Origin of the sequence: Paenibacillus sp. FSL R5-0908, from assembly GCF_038006245.1 — a bacterium.
GTDB classification, from domain to species: Bacteria; Bacillota; Bacilli; order Paenibacillales; family Paenibacillaceae; genus Paenibacillus_AQ; species Paenibacillus_AQ odorifer.
Genome location: NZ_JBBOUV010000001.1, coordinates 7,181,011 through 7,203,460 on the forward strand (window position 1 = coordinate 7,181,011; position 22,450 = coordinate 7,203,460).

Annotated in this window: 17 protein-coding genes; 2 read left to right on the plus strand and 15 right to left on the minus strand. The window is 43.9% G+C overall.

What is annotated here, in order from left to right; translation table 11 throughout:
- Positions 1 to 32 precede the first annotated feature (32 nt).
- Positions 33 to 2,600, minus strand: a complete 2,568-nt coding sequence (locus tag MKZ09_RS32835; protein ID WP_076202030.1) for a DUF2339 domain-containing protein — start codon at positions 2,598 to 2,600, stop codon at positions 33 to 35.
- Between the two features lie 191 nt (positions 2,601 to 2,791).
- Between MKZ09_RS32835 and MKZ09_RS32840 the strand changes: the two genes are divergently transcribed.
- Positions 2,792 to 3,832 (plus strand): stalk domain-containing protein, encoded by a 1,041-nt coding sequence (locus tag MKZ09_RS32840; protein WP_076105072.1) that lies wholly within the window; start codon positions 2,792 to 2,794, stop codon positions 3,830 to 3,832.
- A gap of 538 nt (positions 3,833 to 4,370) precedes the next feature.
- Here MKZ09_RS32840 and MKZ09_RS32845 read toward each other — a convergent pair.
- The 8 genes from MKZ09_RS32845 to MKZ09_RS32880 all read right to left on the minus strand — a co-directional run bounded on the left by MKZ09_RS32845 (position 4,371) and on the right by MKZ09_RS32880 (position 13,048).
- Positions 4,371 to 7,088: a CHASE3 domain-containing protein gene (locus tag MKZ09_RS32845; protein WP_081388807.1), complete on the minus strand. Its 2,718-nt coding sequence runs from the start codon at positions 7,086 to 7,088 to the stop codon at positions 4,371 to 4,373.
- Between the two features lie 210 nt (positions 7,089 to 7,298).
- Positions 7,299 to 8,006 (minus strand): DNA alkylation repair protein, encoded by a 708-nt coding sequence (locus MKZ09_RS32850; protein ID WP_076132943.1) that lies wholly within the window; start codon positions 8,004 to 8,006, stop codon positions 7,299 to 7,301.
- A 33-nt stretch (positions 8,007 to 8,039) separates the two neighbouring features.
- Entirely contained in the window at positions 8,040 to 9,614 is a 1,575-nt protein-coding gene (locus MKZ09_RS32855; RefSeq protein WP_076202033.1) for a histidine kinase N-terminal 7TM domain-containing diguanylate cyclase, read from the minus strand.
- An 83-nt stretch (positions 9,615 to 9,697) separates the two neighbouring features.
- Entirely contained in the window at positions 9,698 to 10,219 is a 522-nt protein-coding gene (locus MKZ09_RS32860) for a YcxB family protein (protein WP_076105074.1), read from the minus strand.
- Between the two features lie 131 nt (positions 10,220 to 10,350).
- Entirely contained in the window at positions 10,351 to 10,599 is a 249-nt protein-coding gene (locus MKZ09_RS32865; RefSeq protein WP_036682161.1) for a type B 50S ribosomal protein L31, read from the minus strand.
- A gap of 223 nt (positions 10,600 to 10,822) precedes the next feature.
- Positions 10,823 to 11,611: an SDR family oxidoreductase gene (locus MKZ09_RS32870; protein WP_076202035.1), complete on the minus strand. Its 789-nt coding sequence runs from the start codon at positions 11,609 to 11,611 to the stop codon at positions 10,823 to 10,825.
- Positions 11,612 to 11,627: 16 nt separating this feature from the next.
- Positions 11,628 to 12,398, minus strand: coding sequence for a DODA-type extradiol aromatic ring-opening family dioxygenase (locus MKZ09_RS32875; protein WP_076202038.1), 771 nt, complete (start codon positions 12,396 to 12,398; stop codon positions 11,628 to 11,630).
- Positions 12,395 to 13,048 (minus strand): alpha/beta hydrolase, encoded by a 654-nt coding sequence (locus MKZ09_RS32880; RefSeq protein WP_076202041.1) that lies wholly within the window; start codon positions 13,046 to 13,048, stop codon positions 12,395 to 12,397. The genes MKZ09_RS32875 and MKZ09_RS32880 overlap by 4 nt, the downstream gene beginning before the upstream one ends.
- A 143-nt stretch (positions 13,049 to 13,191) precedes the next feature.
- On the opposite strand from MKZ09_RS32880, the gene MKZ09_RS32885 reads away from it, so the two are divergent.
- A complete protein-coding gene (locus MKZ09_RS32885; protein ID WP_076132723.1) occupies positions 13,192 to 13,743 on the plus strand; it encodes a helix-turn-helix domain-containing protein in 552 nt (183 codons plus the stop codon).
- A gap of 6 nt (positions 13,744 to 13,749) precedes the next feature.
- Here MKZ09_RS32885 and MKZ09_RS32890 read toward each other — a convergent pair whose 3' ends face one another.
- The 6 genes from MKZ09_RS32890 to MKZ09_RS32915 are packed head-to-tail and all read right to left on the minus strand — an operon-like array spanning position 13,750 to position 22,304.
- The gene (locus tag MKZ09_RS32890; protein WP_036682174.1) at positions 13,750 to 14,601 is read right to left on the minus strand and encodes a diguanylate cyclase domain-containing protein; all 852 of its coding nucleotides are present in this window, start codon (positions 14,599 to 14,601) and stop codon (positions 13,750 to 13,752) included.
- A complete protein-coding gene (locus MKZ09_RS32895; protein ID WP_081394176.1) occupies positions 14,591 to 16,687 on the minus strand; it encodes a cellulose biosynthesis cyclic di-GMP-binding regulatory protein BcsB in 2,097 nt (698 codons plus the stop codon). Before MKZ09_RS32895 ends, MKZ09_RS32890 begins: the two co-directional genes overlap by 11 nt.
- A gap of 51 nt (positions 16,688 to 16,738) precedes the next feature.
- Positions 16,739 to 17,989 (minus strand): glycosyltransferase family 2 protein, encoded by a 1,251-nt coding sequence (locus MKZ09_RS32900; RefSeq protein ID WP_076202043.1) that lies wholly within the window; start codon positions 17,987 to 17,989, stop codon positions 16,739 to 16,741.
- 28 nt (positions 17,990 to 18,017) lie between these two features.
- Entirely contained in the window at positions 18,018 to 19,568 is a 1,551-nt protein-coding gene (locus MKZ09_RS32905; protein WP_076202046.1) for a hypothetical protein, read from the minus strand.
- Entirely contained in the window at positions 19,565 to 21,118 is a 1,554-nt protein-coding gene (wsfD, locus tag MKZ09_RS32910) for a glycan biosynthesis hexose transferase WsfD (protein WP_076202048.1), read from the minus strand. Before wsfD ends, MKZ09_RS32905 begins: the two co-directional genes overlap by 4 nt.
- Positions 21,119 to 21,149: 31 nt before the next feature.
- The gene (locus tag MKZ09_RS32915) at positions 21,150 to 22,304 is read right to left on the minus strand and encodes a glycosyl hydrolase family 8 (protein ID WP_081394177.1); all 1,155 of its coding nucleotides are present in this window, start codon (positions 22,302 to 22,304) and stop codon (positions 21,150 to 21,152) included.
- Positions 22,305 to 22,450: the final 146 nt, after the last annotated feature.

Below are 22,450 nucleotides of genomic sequence, written 5' to 3' on the forward strand. Positions count from 1 at the left end.
ACCGTCTTCCTTCCTATTATTCTCGTTGTGTTTTATCCCTTAGTGCCATTATCGGCGGTTGTCTGGCCCTCCTCCATCCGGTTTGACACCTTTTGATAGAGATAGGAGATGCCGAGCAAGCAGATGCCAAAGCTGGCATAGGCTATGATTTTGCTGCCAGTGTTCAGCAGACCCAAATCATAAAGCAGCAGCTTGCCCGTTGCCAGCAGTGTTAATCCAAGGCCGAAGCGCCGGATGTATACATACCTTTTGCGGAAGCCATACATGATAAACAGAACGGCTAATAGTAGATAAATGAGACTAAAAATTAAACCTGCATCACTCAATTGCAATTGCACTCCTAAGAAAGCGGTGATAATGCCGAGTAGATAAATCGCCATGAAAACAGGATAGATCTCCATACTCTTAAACTGGCGATTCAGCGCTGCAATCAGCAGATCACGTCCGCTAAACCAAACAAAGATATTAAAGATAATCAGCACGGCCAGTGCGATATAATCAGCTGCTGTATTTTGCGCCAAATTATTTTGCAGACTTGGCAGACCTACTGTAATAACTATACAAATGACGTAGCCAATCCCAAACAGAAGTCTCACAAAATATTTAACAATCGTGTCATACAGCACCTTCACCTTTGGCAGCACGTAAGCCAGAACCAAGGTCCATACAGCGGACAGCAGCAAATTATAGAAGGTTCTATGCGCAAAGTCCTCCGGTACAACCAGATGATACAATCTTCCCAATTCATACAAGCCGTAGATCCAGAAATTTAATAACGCCGCATATTTAAACCACAACGCTAAGGTGATTTCATAAGGTTCGCTGCGCTGAAGAGCATCCTTACGGTTATGCTGAACAGCATACAACACCGCGACAATCAGCATGCCTGCTGTGATAAAGACATATTTTAGCGGGAAGTAAACATCTCTAAAATTCGTCCATTGATAGTCTGCAACCCACTGCGTCGGTACATTTAGACAGAAGAATACTACAAGGCAGAGCATCATAATGCCCCAGCCCGCCCTTTCCATCCCTTTAAAGCGGTTCAGATTGCCATACAGCGTAAGAACGACGCCCTCAATCAGCCAACCGATGGACCACCAAGCCGCTCCAAATTGAAATGGAATCATCAATATCCCGAAGGTCAGTGAAGTGGCGTAGAACAGCAGCATACTTTCTTTTTCCTGTGGCATCAGCTTCTCAAGCCCTCGACCCAGACCGAGATACAGCAGGCAGAAAAGCAACGCCAGTGCACCATTGTAATCCTTCAGTCCTGCATCCATAAATAAAATATACAAGGTGAGACAGCTAATAAACGTATTACATCCTAAGAGAGAGAAATCCCACCAGGACAGCTTGGAACGATATTTGAACGGATACCACAAGGTAATTCCCAGATACATCGCAAAAGTCAAAACAGCATAACACATATTAATTCCGCTGCTATCCGACAAAGCTATTAATATAAGCATGGAGGGTGTATTAAATAAGTAGCTGATATAATTGACAACGTTCCAGCGTTTGCGGAAAGAAATCAATAAGATAAATAAATTCAATAGAAACAAGTAACCCATAGCCACATAAACCGCGTTGCCCGAAAGTCCAAACGCCCCCAGATAAGAGTATAAGGGCAGATACCCTCCGATTAAGCCCAGCGCACAAATACTCCGTGATTCATACCTTAAAGACAGGAGTACCGCAGTTAAAGTAACGAGTACAGACAAGGATAACCCTACATATATACCAATAATATCAAGCAGAAAATAGCTATAAAAAATAGAGCCATACAGCACCGAAATGCCGCCGCCAAGCAGCCCTAAAGCGAAGGTGCCTTTTCCTTTGCGGTATAACCACTCCCCGCCTCCCAGCATCAATAAGCCCAGTAGAAAAAAAGCGCTTCCCTTCATATAACCTGTGAACCAGTTGGAATAGGTATACCGGAAGCCTGCCCCCACCGCCAAAATCAACAGCAGAATACCCAGCTTATTAATCCAGCTTAGTCCAATCTTCATTTCGATCTGATTTTGTTTTCTTCGGCGCTTAAGCACCTCTTCAGTGATCTCTTCCGAGGCAAAATCATGTAATCCATTATCCATGCCTGAGTTAAGGCGAAGTTCCGCTTCCCTCAGTCTCTGCCGCTGTGCCAGCACGCGCTCATTTAATTCTGCCGCCAACGCCCCGAGTCGACTGGATATCTCTGCTTGTTCCTCACCTAACTGCCTGGAGGCTTTGTGGTACAGCTGCTGAATATGACGTTTCGTCTCCACTTCAAAAGCCGTCAGCCGATCCGTATGAGCGTGGCTTCTAGAGGCAAAATAAGTCTGCAGCTTCTGCCTCGACACTTTAAGAATGCCCAGCTTCTCATCTAAAATTTGTTCCGTTAGCGCAACTCTTAGCTCAGTATTCTCTTCTTGAAGCTTACCTACCTGAGTCTTTAGCTCGACCAAAGCAAGCTTATGCTTCTCATATTGCTTCTTCAAGTATTCATTCTCGTTGACCAGATCGTGACTTTCATATTCCGCAATCAGAGCCTCATATTCCTTAATAAGCCCGTCCTGCTGTACCTTCATGAATCTCAGTCGATCTTTGAATGACTCCATAGCGCCTCCTTATGTGAGCGATTGTTAATACTTACATATTACTACATATAGCTGGGGGGTCTTATGCTTTTTTTATATTTGCAGTGAATGAAGATTACGATCGGGATGCAAAAAAACTGCAACATTTTGGAGGGGTGTCCCGTCAGAATAATAACAACACTAACAAAAGATTTTAAAAGGAGCTCACAACCATGAACAACATTTTAAAAACAAGTACAGTTCTTTTAACTTTGTCCCTAGCCCTATCTACAGGAGCAGCTTATGCTGCACCCACCACGACTTCTGCTAAAAATGAGGCTACACAAACCTCCGCTAGCGTTAATCAAAAGACGTTTGCGATTGAAATCAACGGATCGACCATTAAAGAAACAGGCTTCCAAAGCACAAGCGGCAAAGAACCGATGGTGCCACTACGTTCGATTACTGAAGCCCTTGGATTTGAATTAACCTGGAATGCACAGAATAAATCCGTTGAACTTATCAATGGCGCTGTATTCACTACAGTGAAGGCTGGAGAAGACCGTTATAGCATCAACAAAATGTATACAACACTTGGAACTGCACCACAATTGGTTGACTCCACTTTGTATGTCCCAGCTTCCTTTTTAAGCGAAGTAATTCATCAAAACATGACTGTGAAGGGAGATTCCATTGTGATCAACACAAATGCCGCCGAGCAGCACATGACTAAGACTGGTGTGATTACAGCTGTCTATGATGGTGGTAAATACCAATCCGTTCAAATCCAAGGTGTAGGTACGGATGGAATCGTATTAAATGTAGGGGAAGATACGGTTATTGAGATGGCAGACGGCACTAAAATAGCACTCAAAGATCTCCATATCGGGATGACTGTAAAAGCAGAACACTCCATGGTCATGACTATGAGTCTTCCGCCACAAACACCAACTTACAAGATCACTGTTCTGGACAAGCAGAAACAAGATGATCTTCTAGGTACTGCTGGTACTATTGAAGAAGTTCAAAAAGACGATAAGGGAAATATCAGCATCACTGTTAAAGGCAGTGGCCTGAGCGAATTGTCACAAAAAGAAGTAGTGCTGCGCATTAGCGAAGATACAGTACTCATTAACAAAGACGGCGAAGCTGTTAAAAGCAGCGAGCTTGTTAAAGGTACAAAGGTTATCGGATTCTACAGCCCGGTGCTGACTAGAAGCCTGCCACCCATCGGCACAGCTGTCAAAGTTGTAGTTGATTCTGTGCAACAATAAGAGAGACACTGGAATCTTATTAAAAGGATTCCAATGAGACATTAAAACAGCGATCCTTCCATTATGAGAGGATCGCTGTTTTGCGTTTGAGACAATAGGTTGGCTGACTCGCTTCAGCCGATTTGAGGTAAATGAAAGCCGGCTTAACGCCTAGGCACACTTTTGCTCGCCTTGCTGCAGAGTTTTAGATGATCATAATCGCGAAACTCAAGGACCCAGCTGACGTTATTTGCGATCTTTCCGCCTTCAGAGCAAATTTTCGGACTCCAGCGCCACTATTCATTAAAAAGAAGGGCATATTCGGTGTTTTGCATACCAATAGCGTCAGTGGGGTCCGTTAGAACTACAAATGTGGTAAAAAGCAACGTTAACAGTCAGCTGTGTCCGATAGCAGATTATAGTTACTTCGTTCGCGCAACTTCACTCGAGTTGTCCGAAGTTGGAGGTCTAGTTCAAGGTCAACAAAACAGGGGTGCCCCAGCAGCCATTGTCATGACTGCTAGGACACCCCGTGATTGTTCCCTTCCATATATCTATTTCATGAATCGCTAGCTAGAATCAATTGCATCAACGCTAATAAACGTTCCAGGTTAATCGGCTTGCTGAGATAATCTGTTGCCCCTGCCTGAAGGATTTTAGCCTTATCTTCCTTCATCGCTTTTGCAGTCAGTGCAATGATGGGAATATCCTTCTTTGCAGGCATTTGTCTGATCCGGTTGATTGCCTCATACCCGTTCATCACTGGCATCATAATATCCATAAGAACGATGTCTATAGAAGCTGCTTGCACCAGTTCATATAGGCCGCTCTCTCCGTTAGTAGCTGTAGTTACATGCAGCCCGCGCTTTCTTAGGGTATTTGATAAAGCGAACAAATTCCGTTCATCATCATCCACGATAAGTACATGCTTTTGATTCAGAGAAGTGAAGTCAGTACGTGTATCCGCAGCCGTTGTAGCGGCAAGGACCACTCCACTTCCCATCTCTTGAATAACAGTCGCATGATCAGCCACCTCCACAAGGCTTGGAGCCTCAAGCTGCAAAGGCAAATACACTGTAAAGACACTGCCCGCACCCTCTTGGCTCTCCAGCGTAATTCTACCACCAAGTAATGTAGCCAGCTCTCTGGATATGGATAAACCAAGCCCAGTTCCCCCATATTGACGTTCTGTATTTCCATTCGCCTGTTGAAACGCTTCGAAGATAATGGACTGTTTGTCTTCTGAAATCCCAATTCCAGTATCTTTGATGGCGAAGGCAATAAATACCCCAGTACCCAAATCTGCCAAATCCAGCAGCTCGCCCTTAGTTGCTAAACGGATTTCCAGAGTGACTGCACCTTCTGCTGTAAACTTAAACGCATTGGACAACAAATTTATAATAATTTGCCGTACTCTTTGAGCATCTGAATAAAATAGCGGGGGCAAGTCCTCTCCGAGCTGTATTTGCAAAGGAATCTCTTTTTTGCGGGAAAGCTGACTGAAGTTCTGGATCATTGCCTCTGGAATCTCCGATATATTTATCGCTTCAATTTCAATATTCAGCTTTCCTGCCTCAACCTTGGACAAATCCAGAATGTCGTTAATCAGCGCCAGCAGATCTTGTCCCGAAGAATGAATGGCTTTTGAGAATTCAATATCCTCTTCGCTTAAAGCTCCCAACTGATTCTCCATAAGAAATTCGGAGAGCAGCAGAATGCCGTTCAGCGGAGTTCGCAGTTCATGAGACATATTAGCCAGAAACTCCGATTTATATTGTGAGCTTTGCTGCAATAACTCTGTGTATTCACTAAGCTCCATTTGAGCTCTTTCCGCCTCCAATGACTTTTGTTCCGCCAGCAGATTCTTATCCTCCAGCTTTCTATTTGTTGCATGCAGTGACTCCGTCTGGATCTGCAGCTCCTCAGACTGAGTCTGTAGTTCCTCGGTGTATACTTGAAGCTCTTCGTTAAGACGTTGAGATTGCTCCAGCAGTTGATCGATTCTCATACTGCTAATCGTACTGTTAATGGCAGATCCAAACGCATTCGAAATAGATTTCAAGAACTTGATCTGGAATTCCGTAAGTGGAGCAAAGGCGGCGATTTCCACCACAGCAACTACTTCACCTGAAAAAGAAATCGGCAGCAGCAGCAGCGACTTCGGTGAAGAGACGCCCAGCCCGGACTCAATACTGATATAATCCTCCGGCAGATCCTGTATTTGCATCACACGCGCCTCTTTAGCACATTGTCCAACTAGTCCTTCACCAATATAGAAGGTTTGTAAATCCGAGAAATTGCTGTTCCCGGCAAAAGTAGAGACTCTTTTTAAAAAGTCCTGGTCATGCTCTTGTGACCGAACATATAAGGCACCGTATGGATACTCTATTACCTCTGCCGTTTTACACAGAAAAATGTCCCCGAGCTGCGAGACTCGAGTAATCCCCTGATACTTGGCCATCAGGTCGTTTGCTTTCTCCTGAATCCATATCCGCTCTTCTTGCGTGTCTATCAGATGATTCGTAGCTACGCTCAGATCTCTGATCTCATCATTCGTTGTGATCTCTATCCTTGTCTTCATATCTTCGTCAGAATCCAAACCTGCAATCGTATGGGTAACTTTACGGACTGTACTAACGATAGAGCGTGAATTGACCCACGAAGCGACCATCGCGGTAACCGCTATAATTGCCCAAGCAATATAAAGAAGCTCTAGCAATAATTTATTCTTGTCTGCTTGTCTAGCTATCAGGCTGTTAGTGTTCTCCTTCATCGTCTCGCGGTAAGTGCTGATCTGATTACGAATCCGGTCCATTTGATCTTTGCCGTCGTCGGAATTGAAGTATCTTAGGAGCTCGGCGTCCTGTCCCTCTTTTTTCAACTGGATTACATAATTTCCGGATTGTTCGATCCATTGCTTAATTTTACTTTCAATACCCAACAGGCGCTGTAGCTGTAAAGAATCATTAGCAGTCAGCACGTAAAGCTTATCATAATTAGCTTCCCATTCAGCCTTACCCAAATTGTAGGGCTCCAGATACTTGTTATCGCCGGTGATGACATATCCACGTTGTCCGGTTTCCATATCTAAAATATTCTTCTCAATTAGATTAGCTAAATTAGTAATCTCTCGATCCTGATGAGAGATGAAGCTGGTTTCCCGCTGTAGAGCATTGATTCTGCCATGCATGACAAAAACAAATCCTAATAGACAGATCACGATTAAAACTGTAATTGACAGTATTTTATACTGCAAAGTGAATCGGCGTTTGTTCACAACTGGCCTCCGTCCTGTCTTCTAACTATAAACCCCTTTCTATTCTACATCATTGCAAAAGATTACTTGAATAAGGCTTCATTATTCTTCTATGTAAATTTTGACTGCTGCTAATTTAAACAATTTCCGCAGGGTTGAAACATTTGTTTTTCCCGGAATAAAAAAACCCACAAGTGCCTTTCACCTTGAAGGGTTACCTAAATATCTAACTTAGCAAATACAAGTTTTCTTCTTCACACCAAGCTTCCCAGCCTGTTCAACCTTAGCAATATAATCAACAGCCATGGGTACTTTACAAGCGGTTTGTCCCATGTTCACCTGGACCTTACCTATACCTGCTGCGATCCCTGCTGCCTCCTCATGCAGTTCTGTGATACTGCTGCCCACCATAATTACGAAAGTATTCATCGTATAACGGACACGATTCCGCTCCTGATGAATAGTAGCGCCTACTTGTTGTAACAACTCCCTGATTTCAGCGATGTCCAGCTTATCATCCGGTGTAATTGAAATGTAATTTGCATAAGTGCTCCAGCCGCAAACGGCTATTAGTTCATCCGAGGAACGAATCCACTCTCTCGCAAGTTCCAATCCATATGGACTCTCTGCGGCGAGAGGGGATACTATATATTCCACTACCGCATGCCAACGGGCCGCCGAAGCCCAGCTTTGAAGCTCTTCCTTCGTCATACTCTTAGGATTGACCGTTAGTCCAGCCAAATACATTGCATCGTAATTACCTGTCTGATACAAAGCTCTTGCCAGACTCTGATTTTTTTTCACATCCTTAACCAGCTTCTTCATATCCCCTACCTTTACTCCAAATAAAGGTTCCACTGCGCCATGTCGTAAGAAGGTACGTTTCGTCTGCTCTGTACCCATCTCCTCAAGCTTGCTCATCACTCCATCAACAGTCAGATTCATTAGACCACTCCCTCTTCTTCGATGTTCTTATCCCTTAACAGTTTCTCTTATGATTGGTTCACGACCTAACGTAACTCTGTTCTTCCCTGTATTCTTAGAGTGATATAACGCTTCATCCGCTTCCCGATATAAATCTTCGAAAGTCACCTCTCTACGCGCCGTAAAAGAGATTCCGATACTTGCGGTAAGATGAATGCTATCCTGTTCATTCAAGATTATCGTGTAATCACTCATCATTGTACGAAAATCCTCTGCTTCTTTTAAGGCTGCACGTTTATCTTCAGCGAAAAAGCATACGGCAAATTCCTCGCCACCTACTCTTCCAGCAATACCTTTATTCTGGTATACCTGAAGTATTTTATTCGAGAAATCAACTAACGCCTGATCGCCCGCTAAATGACCATAAGTATCATTAATTAATTTAAAATCATCAATGTCAAATAACAGCAGAGCCAATCCTAATCCATCCGGTATCGTTTGATTCTGGACCCTTTGCATGAAATGCCTGCGATTATAAAGCCCCGTCAAATCATCAACCGTTGCCTGATAGACCAGTTCACGCTCATATCGCTTTTTCTCACTATGATCACTAAACACAATAAGCATACCTTTATTCTCTGTTGTGGCATGTTCCGTAGCAATTAAAGAAACCCCATAACAGAGCTCCCCTGCGCCAGAACAAACTACCTCAAATTGTCCTTCCGTCCTCTGACTGTAATGAGCTGCAATGTCTTTGTGAGACTTCATAAAAAGATCAATGTTTTTTCCCATCCAGTTATCATTCGTTATTCCGGTAATGTCGTATAAAATAGCATTCGCCGCATCGTTTATGCCAATGATATTATCATAACGGTCAGTCAGAACTACGCCATCTTTCATGTGCTCTAGAATTTTGTTTTTGGTTAGAGGGAAGATGGTTAATTTGGAGCTAACAAAAAGTGCGAAATAAGCCGCTATAATTGCAGGCAAATAAGTAAACGCCGTAAAACCTGTAATGGTAATCTTCAAGAGGGGAAGTAAAAAGACGGAAATAACCGGAACCAGCAAACCCGCCAACAGCAGGATATTAGTCCGCAAATAAACTCTCGGGGTATTCAGTAGGGAAACTGCCAGCAAGCAGACTGCATATAGCCCAAAAAGCTGATCATACGCAATAAAAGCCATACTAAGGAGCGTAGGCTTTACAGCAATTCCACTAACACCCGCGACCGTCAGGACGGACACTTCACTGCGCATCAGATGATGATAGCTATCCGTAAAAATAAGAAGTACATCCATAACAATAGGGATAGAGAAGATGGCAAGCTTCACGGGCAGGCGCCCTGTGGAAGGAGATACGTATTCTTTTACCACAGCATAAGTAAAGAGCGCACTAAAAAAAAGCGGAGCCTGCTGCACATTCTTCCACCACAGCTTAGACTGAAAAGAGGGTGACATAATCTCTCCCGCCGTTGCAACAAATATAAGGCTGACTAACAGCATTAAGATCCACAAATAGCGTCTCCCTGCTAACTTACGGTGCCGATAGGAGCTGACGCCCATGTACAGACTTAGAACACTGCCCATTAATAAGTAATACGGATATCCCTGAATCCATGGCATGCCATATTTCTCCTATTTTTCAAGTCGCTCCTATCATTATAGCCTAATCCTTGATACAAATGAATCAACAATAACAGCACATCTTATGCCTTAAATTTCACCCGGTTGGAGAACATATATTTTCTGGCTAAATCCTTAAATGTTATTTTATCTTGTGCCGATTCAAAGAAACGTTTAGGGATAATCAGCGCTCTCTGTGTGGACACAAAAAACACAAACAAGTTCGTAGTTTCACCTATCTTATGTATCTCTTCCCACTTCACTTGTCCACTGCCCGCTTCGGAAAGATAAGATATGCCTTCATCTGAAATCGTATAATTTTGCGGTTGCTGAATTAGGTTATCTGTTTTGAACGCCTTTTTCGATTTTTTGATCAAGCTTGCCTTGGTCATATACCATAAGACAGCGGCAAGAATTATAGCAGTCACAGCCAGGATTGAGATGCTTTGAGTACTGTAATCCTTAGTAATTAATAACAAAATCATAAAGTAAGCGACTACGCTGAAAGAGTTAAGTATAATCCGGCTATTCAAGCTGAACCATAAGTTAAACTCCTGAACGTCCTCACTCTTTAGGACTGTATCTACTTTTATTACATTTTCCATCACTGATCGCTCCCTCGACGCCATGTATATTTTTAAATTCATCTCATTTTAACATGCCTGAACACAAAAAAGGGACATCCCCGAAGCGATTGCTTCTACATGGGTTGTCCCTCTTCAATCCGTAAGGATTCTTATTTCTTTTGTGCAAGACGTTGTTTGAACTTGTCAACACGGCCGCCTTGTTCTGTATCTCTTTGTTTACCAGTGTAAAATGGGTGGGATGCGGAACTTGCGTCCACACGGAGCACTGGGTAAGTGTTGCCGTCTTCCCATTCCATAGTTTCATTGGATGATTTAGTAGATGCACTCAAGAATTTGAAGCCTACGCTTGCATCCAAGAAAATCACTTGGTTGTACTTAGGATGTATGCCTTCTCTCATTCTGATCGTCCTCCTTCTGAATAAATTCGTGGAGCCTTTATGGTAAATTATCCAAATGATCTGTAGGTTTATATATAGTATAACCTAATAAACGTAGGAAAATTCGTAAATCTTACGATTTAGACCACCGCTCCATCATACGCTTATTTAGAGCACAAAGCAACTAATATTGAAATTACTAATATTTCCATAACCTTTCAAAGCCTACCCATAACGCCGGAGGTTAGAGTGATTTCACCATTCCTCCATCGACTAAAAGAGATTGTCCCGTAACATAAGTATTCGCAAAAGAGCCTAAAAAAACAGCAGCCTTGCCGAATTCTTCGGGCGTGCCCAATCTTCCTAGTGGGATCTGCAGCAGCGCTTCCTCTTGGATCTGCTCCATAGGGATCCCCTCTGCTTGTGCACGTTTGCCGTCTAGTTGAAGAATCCGGTCGGTTGCAATACGCCCTGGTGCGATCGTATTAATTAAAATGCGATCCGCAGCCAGCTCAGTAGCCAAGCTCTTGGTCAAGGCATACACGCCAGCGCGAAAAACATTGGAAAGAATCAACCCCTCAATAGGCTGCTTGATAGAAATCGAGCTTATATTAACGATTCGCCCTGCCCCAGAAGAGCGCAGATGCGGCAGTGATTCACGGATCAAACGAATGGTGCTCATCAGTGTGAGCTCAAACCCCTGGTTCCAATCCGCGTCTTCCATATCAGCGAAACCTCCGCCATGAGGCCCCCCCGCATTGGTCACTACAACATCTAGCCCACCGTTTTGGGATACAGCCGTTTGAATAGCATGTACGATATCCTCTGGGACAGTCACATCCATCTGAACAATGTTCACCTGCTTTCCTGTGGCTGCCTGAATCTCTTTCTGTGCGTCTACAAGCTGCTCCATACTCCTGCTGGCGATCATTACCTTCGCCCCCTCACGGGCATACTCCAGCGCAGTTGCGAGTCCTAACCCTTTACTTGCTGCGGCTACAAAAACTGATTTCCCACGAAGTCCCAAGTCCATCATTAATGCCTCCTTCTTAATTAAACTCCCAACAGCTAAGACTTAAATTTCCATACTGATAACTTCGGTGCAGCAGCTTCGCTTCTTTCCCTTTATCGCCAGCTCCCATAGCTATTATCAGAGGGATAAAGTGCTCATTAGTCGGCACTGCATCAACGCCATAGGGAGCAAGCTCCTGATAGTTAAATAGAGACTCTGTATCCCAAGCTTCCACCCTGTGCTGCAGCCAATCATCGAATGTCTCCGCCCATTTCTCGACATTCTCCATTCCCCACTTCACGCTACGCAAATTATGAACGGTTCCACCGCTGCCAATAATCATAATATCCTGCTCACGCAGCTCAGATAAAGCTTTACCCATTAAATATTGCTGTTCATTGGACAGCTCTCGATTAACTGACAAAGACACGACAGGAATATCTGCATTCGGATAGATTAATTTAAGAATAGCCCAAGCTCCGTGATCTAGTCCACGCTCTGTATTTAATTTGCTGACAATTCCATTCTTGTGGAACAGAGACATAATTTGCTGTGCAACCTCATTGTCCCCTTTGGCAGGATAAGTCATTTGATACATCTCATCTGGGAAGCCATAGAAATCATAGATGGTGTCGAAAGTCTTCATAACTCCAACCGACTGTGTGTGTTCTTCAAAATGTGCAGAAAATAGAACAATCGCTTTAGGTATGACATTCCTCTCAGCGAGCTCCCCCAGAAATTTCGTATATGCATTGTTATCAAGTACCAGAGAAGGAGCACCATGGGCAATAAAGTAAGAAGGTATCATAGTTTATCACTCCCTAAGTTCTGCAGTAACCAAGCGATCAGGTCCTGCTCATTCTGCGGTAATACACCATGATCCGAAGGATACGTATTAAAGGTTAATAATGGGGTTAGACCTTCGAAATAAGCGGCTGTTTCTGTCCCCACTGAAATTGGAAATACAGAATCATATTCACCATGCGAGATGAAGACCGATACCTCCTGCACACTCTTCAGCTCATAATCCGTCTTCACAAATCCCGGAACATAACCGTTCAGCGCCACAATTCCCCGAAGCGAATTGCCGATTGTAAGAGCGAGTGTCATGGACAAAATGGCTCCTTGACTGAAGCCAAGCAGATAACGGTAATTAGCATCTATAGGATATTTGTCGGTGGCGTATTCGATAAACTGCTGCAATTGCAATACAGCCTGATCAAACTGCTCACGGATGGGATGACCTAGACTTTTGAGATCATAATATTGAAATCCTGCCCCTAAAATCATATTTCCCCGAATCCCGATAATAATAAACTCTTCAGACAAGGACTCCACAAGCCCGAACATATTCTTCTCATTGGAACCTTTGCCATGCAAGGTGAAGATAACCGGATAAACCCGATTCTCATCGTAGCCGGAAGGTAGACTGACATCATATATATAAGGTGCTTTCATACTAAACACTCCTTCAAAATATTTGTAATACAAAAATAATATTTGTAAGGATAATATTATAAACCTCTGGCTAGTATGTCAATTAATAATTTGTTAATATAAAAATATATTTGCTATTACTAATATTAAAAGGGGCTTTACTAATGAATATAGGTTCAAACATTCGTACAATCCGTAAAAGAAAACATATAACGATTGCCCAAATCTGTGAAACTACTGGCCTGTCACAGGGTTTTATGAGCCAGGTTGAGACTAATAAGACCTCTCCCTCGATCGCAACCCTTAGCCTGATTGCGGATGCGCTGAACGTTCCGTTGGCTTATTTGCTGTTAAAAAAGGAAGAGCGGATGCAGGTGGTACGATCCGAGGATCGGCAAATCACCAGTAGCGGAAGTGATCGACTGCAAGTTGAGCATTTAAGCTCGGCAGGTGGTGTACGAATGGTGCTTGTCCATTTCCCTCCGGGTACTTCTACGGGTGAAACTCCGCAGGCGCACGAAGGCAAAGAGGTCCATTTAGTAATAAAAGGTGAGGTTTATGCAGAGCAAGGTGAAGATTTCGGGAAGTTCCAAGCGGGGGATTCCTTTAGCTGGAATGCCTGTGTGCCCCATCTGGTCATAAATAAAGGCGATGAGCCGGCAAGCGTGCTCATCGCCATCCATACAGAGGCTGATAGTGAAATCATTGATTTTTAAGCTGGCCTACACGTCGTACTCCAGCTGTTTTTTGGCCTGAACAATGAAATCCAGCGGATTCTCAATCGTGCCGGCTTGGTATTCGACCGCCCCAATCTTAAGACCCAGGCTGACCTTGTATTTTCTGGAAAAATTATTGTCATTCAACTCCTGAAGCTTGAGCTTAATCCGCTCGATCACTATCTTCGCCCCATCGCTGTCCGTGAACAGCAGCAGGCCCCATGTTGCTTCATCCTTATCTAGCAGATACAGTGCATCATTGGTACGAATACTCGCCTGACTAAGCTGAGACACGTCATAGATAGCTTCTGCCAGCTGATCTTCAGGAATGATCCGTCTGATCTCTTTCCAATACTTCACCTTCACCACTAGCAGGGTGAGCGGAATCTGATAGCGGGTCGAAATGCTTGTAAATAATGTAGCATCCGTCTGAAAAGAAATACTGTTCCGCAAATTTGTGTTTTCATCGACGATAGCCATATTGGCAGTCTTTTTGCGTAGCTGCTCATTCTCCACCTGCAAATCACGGCTGCTTAAAGTGAATACCCATAGAACGACCGTTAATAGCGGAGTCATAATTAGCCAGAAATAAGTATTCAGGCTAATCGTTTCCCCTAGCGTTATCGTCTGGTACATCGTGTAGAATCCGTAAGCAAAGATAAACACCAGATTCAAGACCAGCCCGGCAGTGACGGTTGTAAAATACGTAACAATGGCCAGAATGAAAGCCACCGTTAAAATGATAATATTCTGGAGGTAATCATCCGGTGCCCCGGCAATGAAGACGATACAGAGGAACGATAACACCAGGAATGATAAGAGAGCGATGTCCGACACTAAGCTGCGATTACGTCTCACGCTTATCACCACGTTTCTTCATGTGTTTGCGAAGCAGCAGGATCAGCGATAGAACTACCAGTGTCAGCACCAGTAAAATCACGATGATAAAACTGAGTACATCCGACCGTTCCATTATTTTCTGGACCACAGAGTCCTCGGCTGCTCCAGTGATTGTTTTGAAGCGGTGTGCGCTGACATTACCGTCTTTATCAACGATTGCGCCATCGCCAAACACCTTCCACTTGTCCCGCTCTGTAGCGAGCAGCTTCGATCCTAAGTAATACTCTTCCGAGCTGACTCCCGTAACCGCAAGCAATGCACGTCCCGCCTCAAATGGCGAATCAATCAGCTGCAGAGTTCCGATTCGTGCGCCGTATTGCTCTTCAATACTCATTTTCTCATTGGAGCGAATTGTGGTTCCATCTCCGTTATATTGAAAATAAAGCTTAGCATTCTGATCACGGATCACCTTATTATTCTTATAAGCACCAATAGCGATGATATTATTATTTTTCAAATGATCGGCGCTGACAGTATCGGTATAGAACTGGATATTCCCTATATTTCCGCTGGCATATTTACCAAGCAGATTAAAGATATTCGATACACTTAAATAGGCGTAATCATCCATTTGTTCGGGCAGTACAACCGCCACATGATTATAGATCCCATCGCGGATGAACGGATATGGATAGTTATTAAATAAGAGATCCGTGCGATCCTTCGTATTCAGCTGCATTACAGAATCTTTACTGATATAAGCCCACGGCATTTGATCCCGATCGATAATACATCTGGCTCCTTCGATCTCCAAATCAAAAGCCACAGTCACCGAGAAATTTCCGGAGATATTCAAGTTCTGAGGCACCGAGAGATTAAGAATATCGCCATTCGCCAGTTCCTTGGTCAGCTTCTTACTGCCAATCGGAGTATTGTTGATGCTCACGGTAACCAATGAACGAGTAAAATCCAAGTTCTGTGCATAACGGAAATCCAGGCTGATTTTACCGGAATCGGCAATCGAGCGGTTCGCTGGCAATGAAATAAAATACGTCTGCTCCTGATGATGTGCCCCGGTCAGTTTATCACCTGTTTCAGTGAACGCGATGTTAGAGCTAATCGAAAGCGCAGGTGCTGACACTTCTGTAGCATCCGTTACTGTTTTCAGATCACTACTGATCTGCCCGATCAGCTCTGGATTAGCAATCAAACGACCCGCTTTAATCAGCAAGTTCTCATCCTTCGAGGTTACAACCAAGGTGGGCTGGGTATCCTTATTCACTAGCTGGAGCAGCGCGTGCGTACCCAAATCTTCAGTGGAGCTTAGCTGAGCTTTCAGCCCGCTTGGTACTCTGTCATACATAGCTACCAGTACAACGGCGGCCTTATTCTGCACAGTGTCTGCCCGGTAGGGAAGCAAGGGAATAGTCTTATCATTTAACGTAATCCCCTTAACAAACCCGGAGAGAGCATAAGTGGCTGCTTCCATTTCTGCCGCTGTGCTTTTGTCCGGTACAGTCAGAATACTCTGATTCTTCGTTAAGGTATCTATCCCGGCGAATCGCTCGCTGAAGTCACTGATCCCTCCACTCAAGGGCTTTGCGGTATAAATCACGTTAACACTGGACGTATTGAACAGATGCAGCCAATTATCCGACGTTTCATCGACCGAACAAAAGAGGTCATCTTGACGATCTGTCTTCAAATAGCCCTGAATGCCCAGTGTATTCGTCCCTTTTTTCAGAAACCCCTTGGGTGCCGCAAGGGTCAACAGCTGTTCGCCGTTGTCTTGTAGTGACGGACGAAACGTATAGAACGGGCTGCCGTTTAGCGTTAAGGTAACACTAGAAATCTGCTCTTCGGTAATTTGTGAAATTTGAAAATGCAGTTTGATCTTTACTTGATCCACATTCCAATAATCCAGAACCTCAAAATATTGCTGCTGGGCACTCGAACCTGTTAAGGACGAGTCCGTTCCCGTAAATGAGGTTGTATAAGTCGACTTATGATCCTGCGGCAACGTCTCTGCGGCAGCTGGATGGATTGGAATTAACAAAAGGGAGAGGCAGGTTAACAGTATAACCAGCTGTTTTTTTATCTTCATGTTCTGTTTCTCCTGTGATTACATTTTCTCATATGACTTTTTGGTGCCTCGTTAGTAGCGCTCTGTCTTGTACCATTTGGCTTCTCTTTTGAAGATGAGGTCTTTCAGGTATAGATATAACCCGTTAGCCGCGACAACCATCCACAGCTGGCAATAAGACACATACATCAACATCACAATCCCTAGATTGGACAAGCTCATCTCGCCCTTTTCTGTCGTTAGCGTGATGAAGGTCCCTACAACGAATAAAATAATAGCGAGCAGCCATAAGAAATTACTAAGACCTGCAATAGTAGTATGCACATAACCCAAAGCATGCAGGATCAGCAGCACATCCGAGGTGATTAACGACAGCAGCAGCAAGAAGTAAATGGATAGAAAATAAAGAATATCGAACCGGACCTTTGCGGCCGATTTATTGAACAGCAGCGGAATATTTTTGACAATGACATAAATATTGCCCTTCGCCCAGCGGGTTCGCTGCTTGAACCAGACCTTTAGGGTCTGGGGTTCCTGCTCCCACGTGACGGATTTCGGCTGGAACTTGATTTGGTAACCCATCATATAAATCCGGAAGCTGATTTCTGTATCCTCGGCTATCGCTTTGACATCCCAGCCACCGATGCTTTCCACAATTGACCTGCGCATAATGAAATTGGTTCCCGGAATAGTGCAAAGCTTGAACAGCTTCCAACGCCCCGCTTGAGCCATCCATTGAAAGGATAAGGTCTCAATATTAATGAACCGGGTCAGTAAACTTGCATCACGATTACGGGTCCGGAACTTCCCGATCACTGCACCGAGGCTGGAATCATGCATGATCTCAGCAACCAGATAACGCAAAGCTGTTTTCTCCGGAGTATTGTCGGCATCATAAATGGCGATTAGCTCCCCTTTACAGCTGGTAAAGCCTATATTCAAGGCATTGGATTTACCTTTGCCTCCTGTAACTGCATCCGTATTAATGACTACCAGCTGACGCCCCGGATTTCGGGATTGTATTCCCTCCAGCAGCTCGGCACTGTTATCAGAGGAATTATCATTAATTACAATAATCTCATACCGATCTTGCGGATAATCCAGCGCGAGCAGAGATTCAACCGTCTTACAAATCACTACCCCCTCATTGTGAGCGGGAACCATAATTGAAACAAAAGGATATTCACCCTCTATCTCTGGTATATCCTCATTTTCGGATTTAATGTAATATAGATAGCCCGCGATAATGAGGGTCACATTCACCAGCAGCAGAGACCAAATACAGATCACCGCAATCACCATCAGCACGTCTGAAATCGTCATAGGGTCCTCCAAATCACGATTAGTTGTCTCATTTCAAAAACTTTCTGCGATATAACCGGTATCCGATCATCAACAATCCGCCAAACAGCAGCAGAGAAATCATGATCACAACAATAAAAAATTGATTCTGAATATTAAAAAGCCGGGTGAAGCTCTTTTGCTGCTCCTCTGTGTAGCGATAATCGCTATCCACTGTTTCCGGTGTATAGTCCAGGCTTAGAGGTTGTCCATTAATAGAAATCATTCCATCTAATGAGGAGATTGTGTTCTGATCAGTAACCACCTGATGCTCTGCTTGCTTATAATCGGCAAAAGAAACCCAATTCCGCTCCAGACTTTGCAGCATTTCTTCAAGCTGACGCTCATCCTCGGGCATGTCGACGGTGATTACAGTATCCAGCGGCAATTGCGGGATCACTTTATTGGATGTATGCAAAGCCTGGAGAAATTCCAGTGGAACGCTATATAAAGAGGATGGAAAGGATTTAGAGGTGTCGCTCTGCTCCATATAATCAATCTGTTCATCCGGATATAACACCACGGAATCAAAAAAGCTCATCCCCGCTTCTGAATACTCTTTGTCATACGACCAATGCATTTCCGCTCCGACTCCAAGCGGCCCAAGCCCGTTTTCGGCCAACAGATTGATGAAATCATTCATCTTTCCTTTAAGCGTATGGTCACTGGAGCTTATCGTTGGCATCACCACTGGGGCATTGACCAGAATGCTTCCATTGCTGGATTGCACACTTTTCATGGCCACTAAATAGCGCTGCATGGCCGGATAATCGGTATTGCTGAACACAGGCCGCACACTTGCAAGAAACGGAATCCCCAGTTGATATAGCCGCTCACCCGTTTCTGCCAGCAATCGCAGATCAGAGAAAGGATAGATTTCTTTGATCGCAAGGTACATTTTAGGAGCAGCAGTGATATGGAGCCAATCCTTCAGAACATACGCCATCCCCAGCGTACTGACATTCCCTTGTTCAAAATATGGGGCATATGTATCATTCCCCTTACTCACAGCGTACGGTGCTTGCAGACCCTCCTCCGCAAAAGAGAGTTGCCCGAAGGATTTGACCGCCTGACTCGCTACAATATAAGGCATATCCTGCACCTTAGCTTGAATTCCGGAGAACTGTCCAATTTCGAGCTCAGCACTCCCGTCATAGATCACATCAGTGGTTAGCTGTAACGCCTTCGTTAGACTAGCGGGTGGGTTGTACCCAATATGCAAGTACTGCCCCTGATAATGCTCCCAATCCTCTATATAGGATTTATTCGTGATCGAAATATCCGCTTCGTTACGGACCATGATCACTCTGGAGTAATTTTTCAGCATCCCCTGCTCGTATTGATCTAGGCTTCGAAGTGTAACCCTTGTCGAGTAAGCCGCCAGCAGACGTTGAAGTTCAGTCACATTTCCATCCTTAGCGGTCCCCTTGGCAAGGCTGTCATAGAGCAGTAAGACTTGTTGTGGTGATGCAGCAGATTGAACAGGAGTGGCGGGAAGCAATAGGATGGTTAAGCTCAGGGTCAGCAGCAATATACAGTATAAGATCCCTCTGCGCTTCAAACACTCACATCCTTTTGAGGCTTTGTATATGGACTAGATGTGGTGGGACTTTCGTTAACCGGCTTTTTGCGATTTTTCGAGAATCTGCGTCCGATCACACTAGATACTGTCAGAAAGGTCACCAAATCAAAAGATAAAGTGAACAAGAATTCATGCTTGGAAATGTCGGCATCACCGGCACCAATAATCGATACAAAAATGCCTGAAAGACCAATGCCTATCGTAGCGACAATCAATACCATCCGCTGCAATCCTCTAAAATTGCGTGCCTTGATGGCTGTTACGAGGGAAGGCATATACAGACCAATGACAAGCACTGTCCAAAGGAAGATAAAACCTATCGTTCGTGGTGCCAAAGCCTTTTTCAGCTGACTATATCCAGTAAAAAAGTGACTTTGTGCTCGAAATTCCTTCCCAACGGATTGCTCATAATTGCCCATCGCCGCTGGTTTAATCGAGAATGCACTTTGAGCAGCAACATTAAGAATCGAGTTAAGCTGATCCGGATTCGATATATAGTATTTAAGGATCGAAACAAATCCGTAACGACTGTAAAAGTTCTCTTGGAGGATTGGTGAATTCACATCAATAGTTCCGTACTTCTCGTAATAAATGCTATTCTTCAAGATGGCATATTGTTCATCAATATCGAATGACTTCAGTGCCTTCTCCGGATCGGTGGAATCCTTCAGCACCCCTCGGGTCATGGCATGGAACTGGTTAATATTCACGAACTCATCCGAGATATTCAAATAGGTGAACACACCTGCGAACAGGATCAAGGCAAGGGAAACTAGAGTCAGAATACGAAAGATCTTATCCCTGCGAATCCAAAGGATTGAACCCCCCAGAACCGCAATGATTATACCCACTGGTGCATTTTGTTGTTTGGAAGTTGTCAGGATGATCGTACTGATCAAGAACAGGGCCAGCAGCACATAGTCATTGTATCTTTTTTGATATAACAACAACCAAGCTGCGAACATAGTAATCATCGTGATCATCACGACGCTCTCGCCGTAAAAGGAGTTGAAATAAGCGGTATACCCGGTATCTCCAAATATAAAAATAGCAATACCAGCAGTGACCCAGCCCTGCTTGCGGGTCATCCCCCATGTAATTGCCTCTATTAATAAGTAGATCGCCGCAACATATAAAATCGTATAAATGACTGCTTGAAACCGGATATCGAAAACCTCGCTGCTAAAAAACAGCTTATTAAGTCCAATGGCCAGCTGGATAAATAGGGACTGTGAAGAAAATAATGTCGCGCCATTCTCATTAAAATACTGAAAGATTCCATATTGCTTTACAAAATAACCAAAGTATTGCTCGTCATAATCCGGCAGATTGAAATAAATTCCGTTACTATAGATGCTGCGAAAAAAATCACCATTATCCGCCATTCCGACATACGGGGCGGTAAATAAGGCTATGATGGTTATAAGCAACACTCCAACAGCAGTGATAAAAGCCGGGGACAATGGCAAAGGTAGGTTAGCGAGTGTCATCCCCTGCCTCAGAGGTGATTTCACCGTGTTGTTTATCATGCAGATTCACCTTCGTTACTATAGGTTTAAATTAATAGACATAGGCCAATGATGCCATCAGATTGTCAAAGGAATAGGCTTGGCCACTAGCTACATCGCCGAAGCCTCCATACAGTGAGCTGCCGGCATCGGTTATTCTGAACTCGTTCATTCTTTTAATGCTTTTGCGATAGAGTGCATCGTCTCCGATCTCGGCACCAATCATAGCCGTAATGGCGTAAATGGCTGTTGAGCGAATATCGTTAAGCGGCTTTCCCTCACGCGAATATTGTCCATATAATTTGCCAGCATCGACCTGCTGCTTGATATAATCAATGCTGGAGGATTTCTGCTGGTCTACCTCTGCCAAAGCCAGAATGGACAGTAGCGATTCTACGGTATTGATATTCTCCGAACTATAGGTTCCACTCTCATAATTAAACCTTGTTTCATAGAAGGGAAACTCATCTGATAAATACCCATCTTTCAGTATAACGCTCATATTATTCAACAAAAAGTCACGAGATTCTCCAGAAACCGACAATTTTCGCATTGTACCTAAATCAATATAACATAAAGTAACGAATGTGTTGGTTTTTTTGTAATTTTCATCATAGAAGTCATACATATATCCATTTTTTACATTATGGTTATAAAACCTCTCACCATACTTAGCCGCTTCTTCTGAATAGTGTTTATCTCTAAACGTATCCCCAGCTTCATAAAGCGCACGAATGATACGTAAGTCATCAACGGCAGCATTCACAGGATATAATTTCTGATGTTTAGGGCTATATCGGTAGCTAAAACCGCCCTTCATATCAAAGGTTTGCTTAGCCAGCGCCCATTCTTCTGCAAATCGCTCATTCTCACCACTCCGTACGGCTGCCAGCATCCTCAGAGAGGCAGATTCACTTAGAATCTCATGGCCGCTTGCTGCTTCCCCGGATTGCTCTGTTTCAATTAAATTCGTATAAACACCGGACGAGCCGGTAAGCTTCATAACAATAAATTGCTCTAAAGCATCCCACTCCTGTGAATGGTCCCCCACATCATTATTAGCCGAACCCGTAGAATTCGGTGGCTCTGTTGTATGAACATTCGCGGAGGGCGAGGATGTTGATGCCGGTGTTGCTGTTTGCTCGCATGCTGTTAATGCTGTAAAACCTGTAAGTACCACTACAGCAACAGCTATCTCTTTCCTCAAAAAATCACCTCCCTAAGGATCTGCTTATATTGCCTAGTATTATCTATAAAGGTAATATACATCACATACTTAATCCAAATGTTAAATTTATGAAACTATTAGATGAAAAAAAGGGGGATCCACACGCCTTCTGACGAGCGGATCCC

What these genes read in the sequence shown, in the direction of transcription:
- MKZ09_RS32835 (WP_076202030.1), bottom strand. Translation starts at nt 2,600, where the DNA reads ATGGAGTCATTCAAAGATCGACTGAGATTCATGAAGGTACAGCAGGAC.
- MKZ09_RS32840 (WP_076105072.1), top strand. Translation starts at nt 2,792, where the DNA reads ATGAACAACATTTTAAAAACAAGTACAGTTCTTTTAACTTTGTCCCTA.
- MKZ09_RS32855 (WP_076202033.1), bottom strand. Translation starts at nt 9,614, where the DNA reads ATGCCATGGATTCAGGGATATCCGTATTACTTATTAATGGGCAGTGTT.
- MKZ09_RS32860 (WP_076105074.1), bottom strand. Translation starts at nt 10,219, where the DNA reads ATGGAAAATGTAATAAAAGTAGATACAGTCCTAAAGAGTGAGGACGTT.
- MKZ09_RS32865 (WP_036682161.1), bottom strand. Translation starts at nt 10,599, where the DNA reads ATGAGAGAAGGCATACATCCTAAGTACAACCAAGTGATTTTCTTGGAT.
- MKZ09_RS32870 (WP_076202035.1), bottom strand. Translation starts at nt 11,611, where the DNA reads ATGGACTTGGGACTTCGTGGGAAATCAGTTTTTGTAGCCGCAGCAAGT.
- MKZ09_RS32875 (WP_076202038.1), bottom strand. Translation starts at nt 12,398, where the DNA reads ATGATACCTTCTTACTTTATTGCCCATGGTGCTCCTTCTCTGGTACTT.
- MKZ09_RS32880 (WP_076202041.1), bottom strand. Translation starts at nt 13,048, where the DNA reads ATGAAAGCACCTTATATATATGATGTCAGTCTACCTTCCGGCTACGAT.
- MKZ09_RS32885 (WP_076132723.1), top strand. Translation starts at nt 13,192, where the DNA reads ATGAATATAGGTTCAAACATTCGTACAATCCGTAAAAGAAAACATATA.
- MKZ09_RS32895 (WP_081394176.1), bottom strand. Translation starts at nt 16,687, where the DNA reads ATGAAGATAAAAAAACAGCTGGTTATACTGTTAACCTGCCTCTCCCTT.
- MKZ09_RS32900 (WP_076202043.1), bottom strand. Translation starts at nt 17,989, where the DNA reads ATGACGATTTCAGACGTGCTGATGGTGATTGCGGTGATCTGTATTTGG.
- wsfD (WP_076202048.1), bottom strand. Translation starts at nt 21,118, where the DNA reads ATGATAAACAACACGGTGAAATCACCTCTGAGGCAGGGGATGACACTC.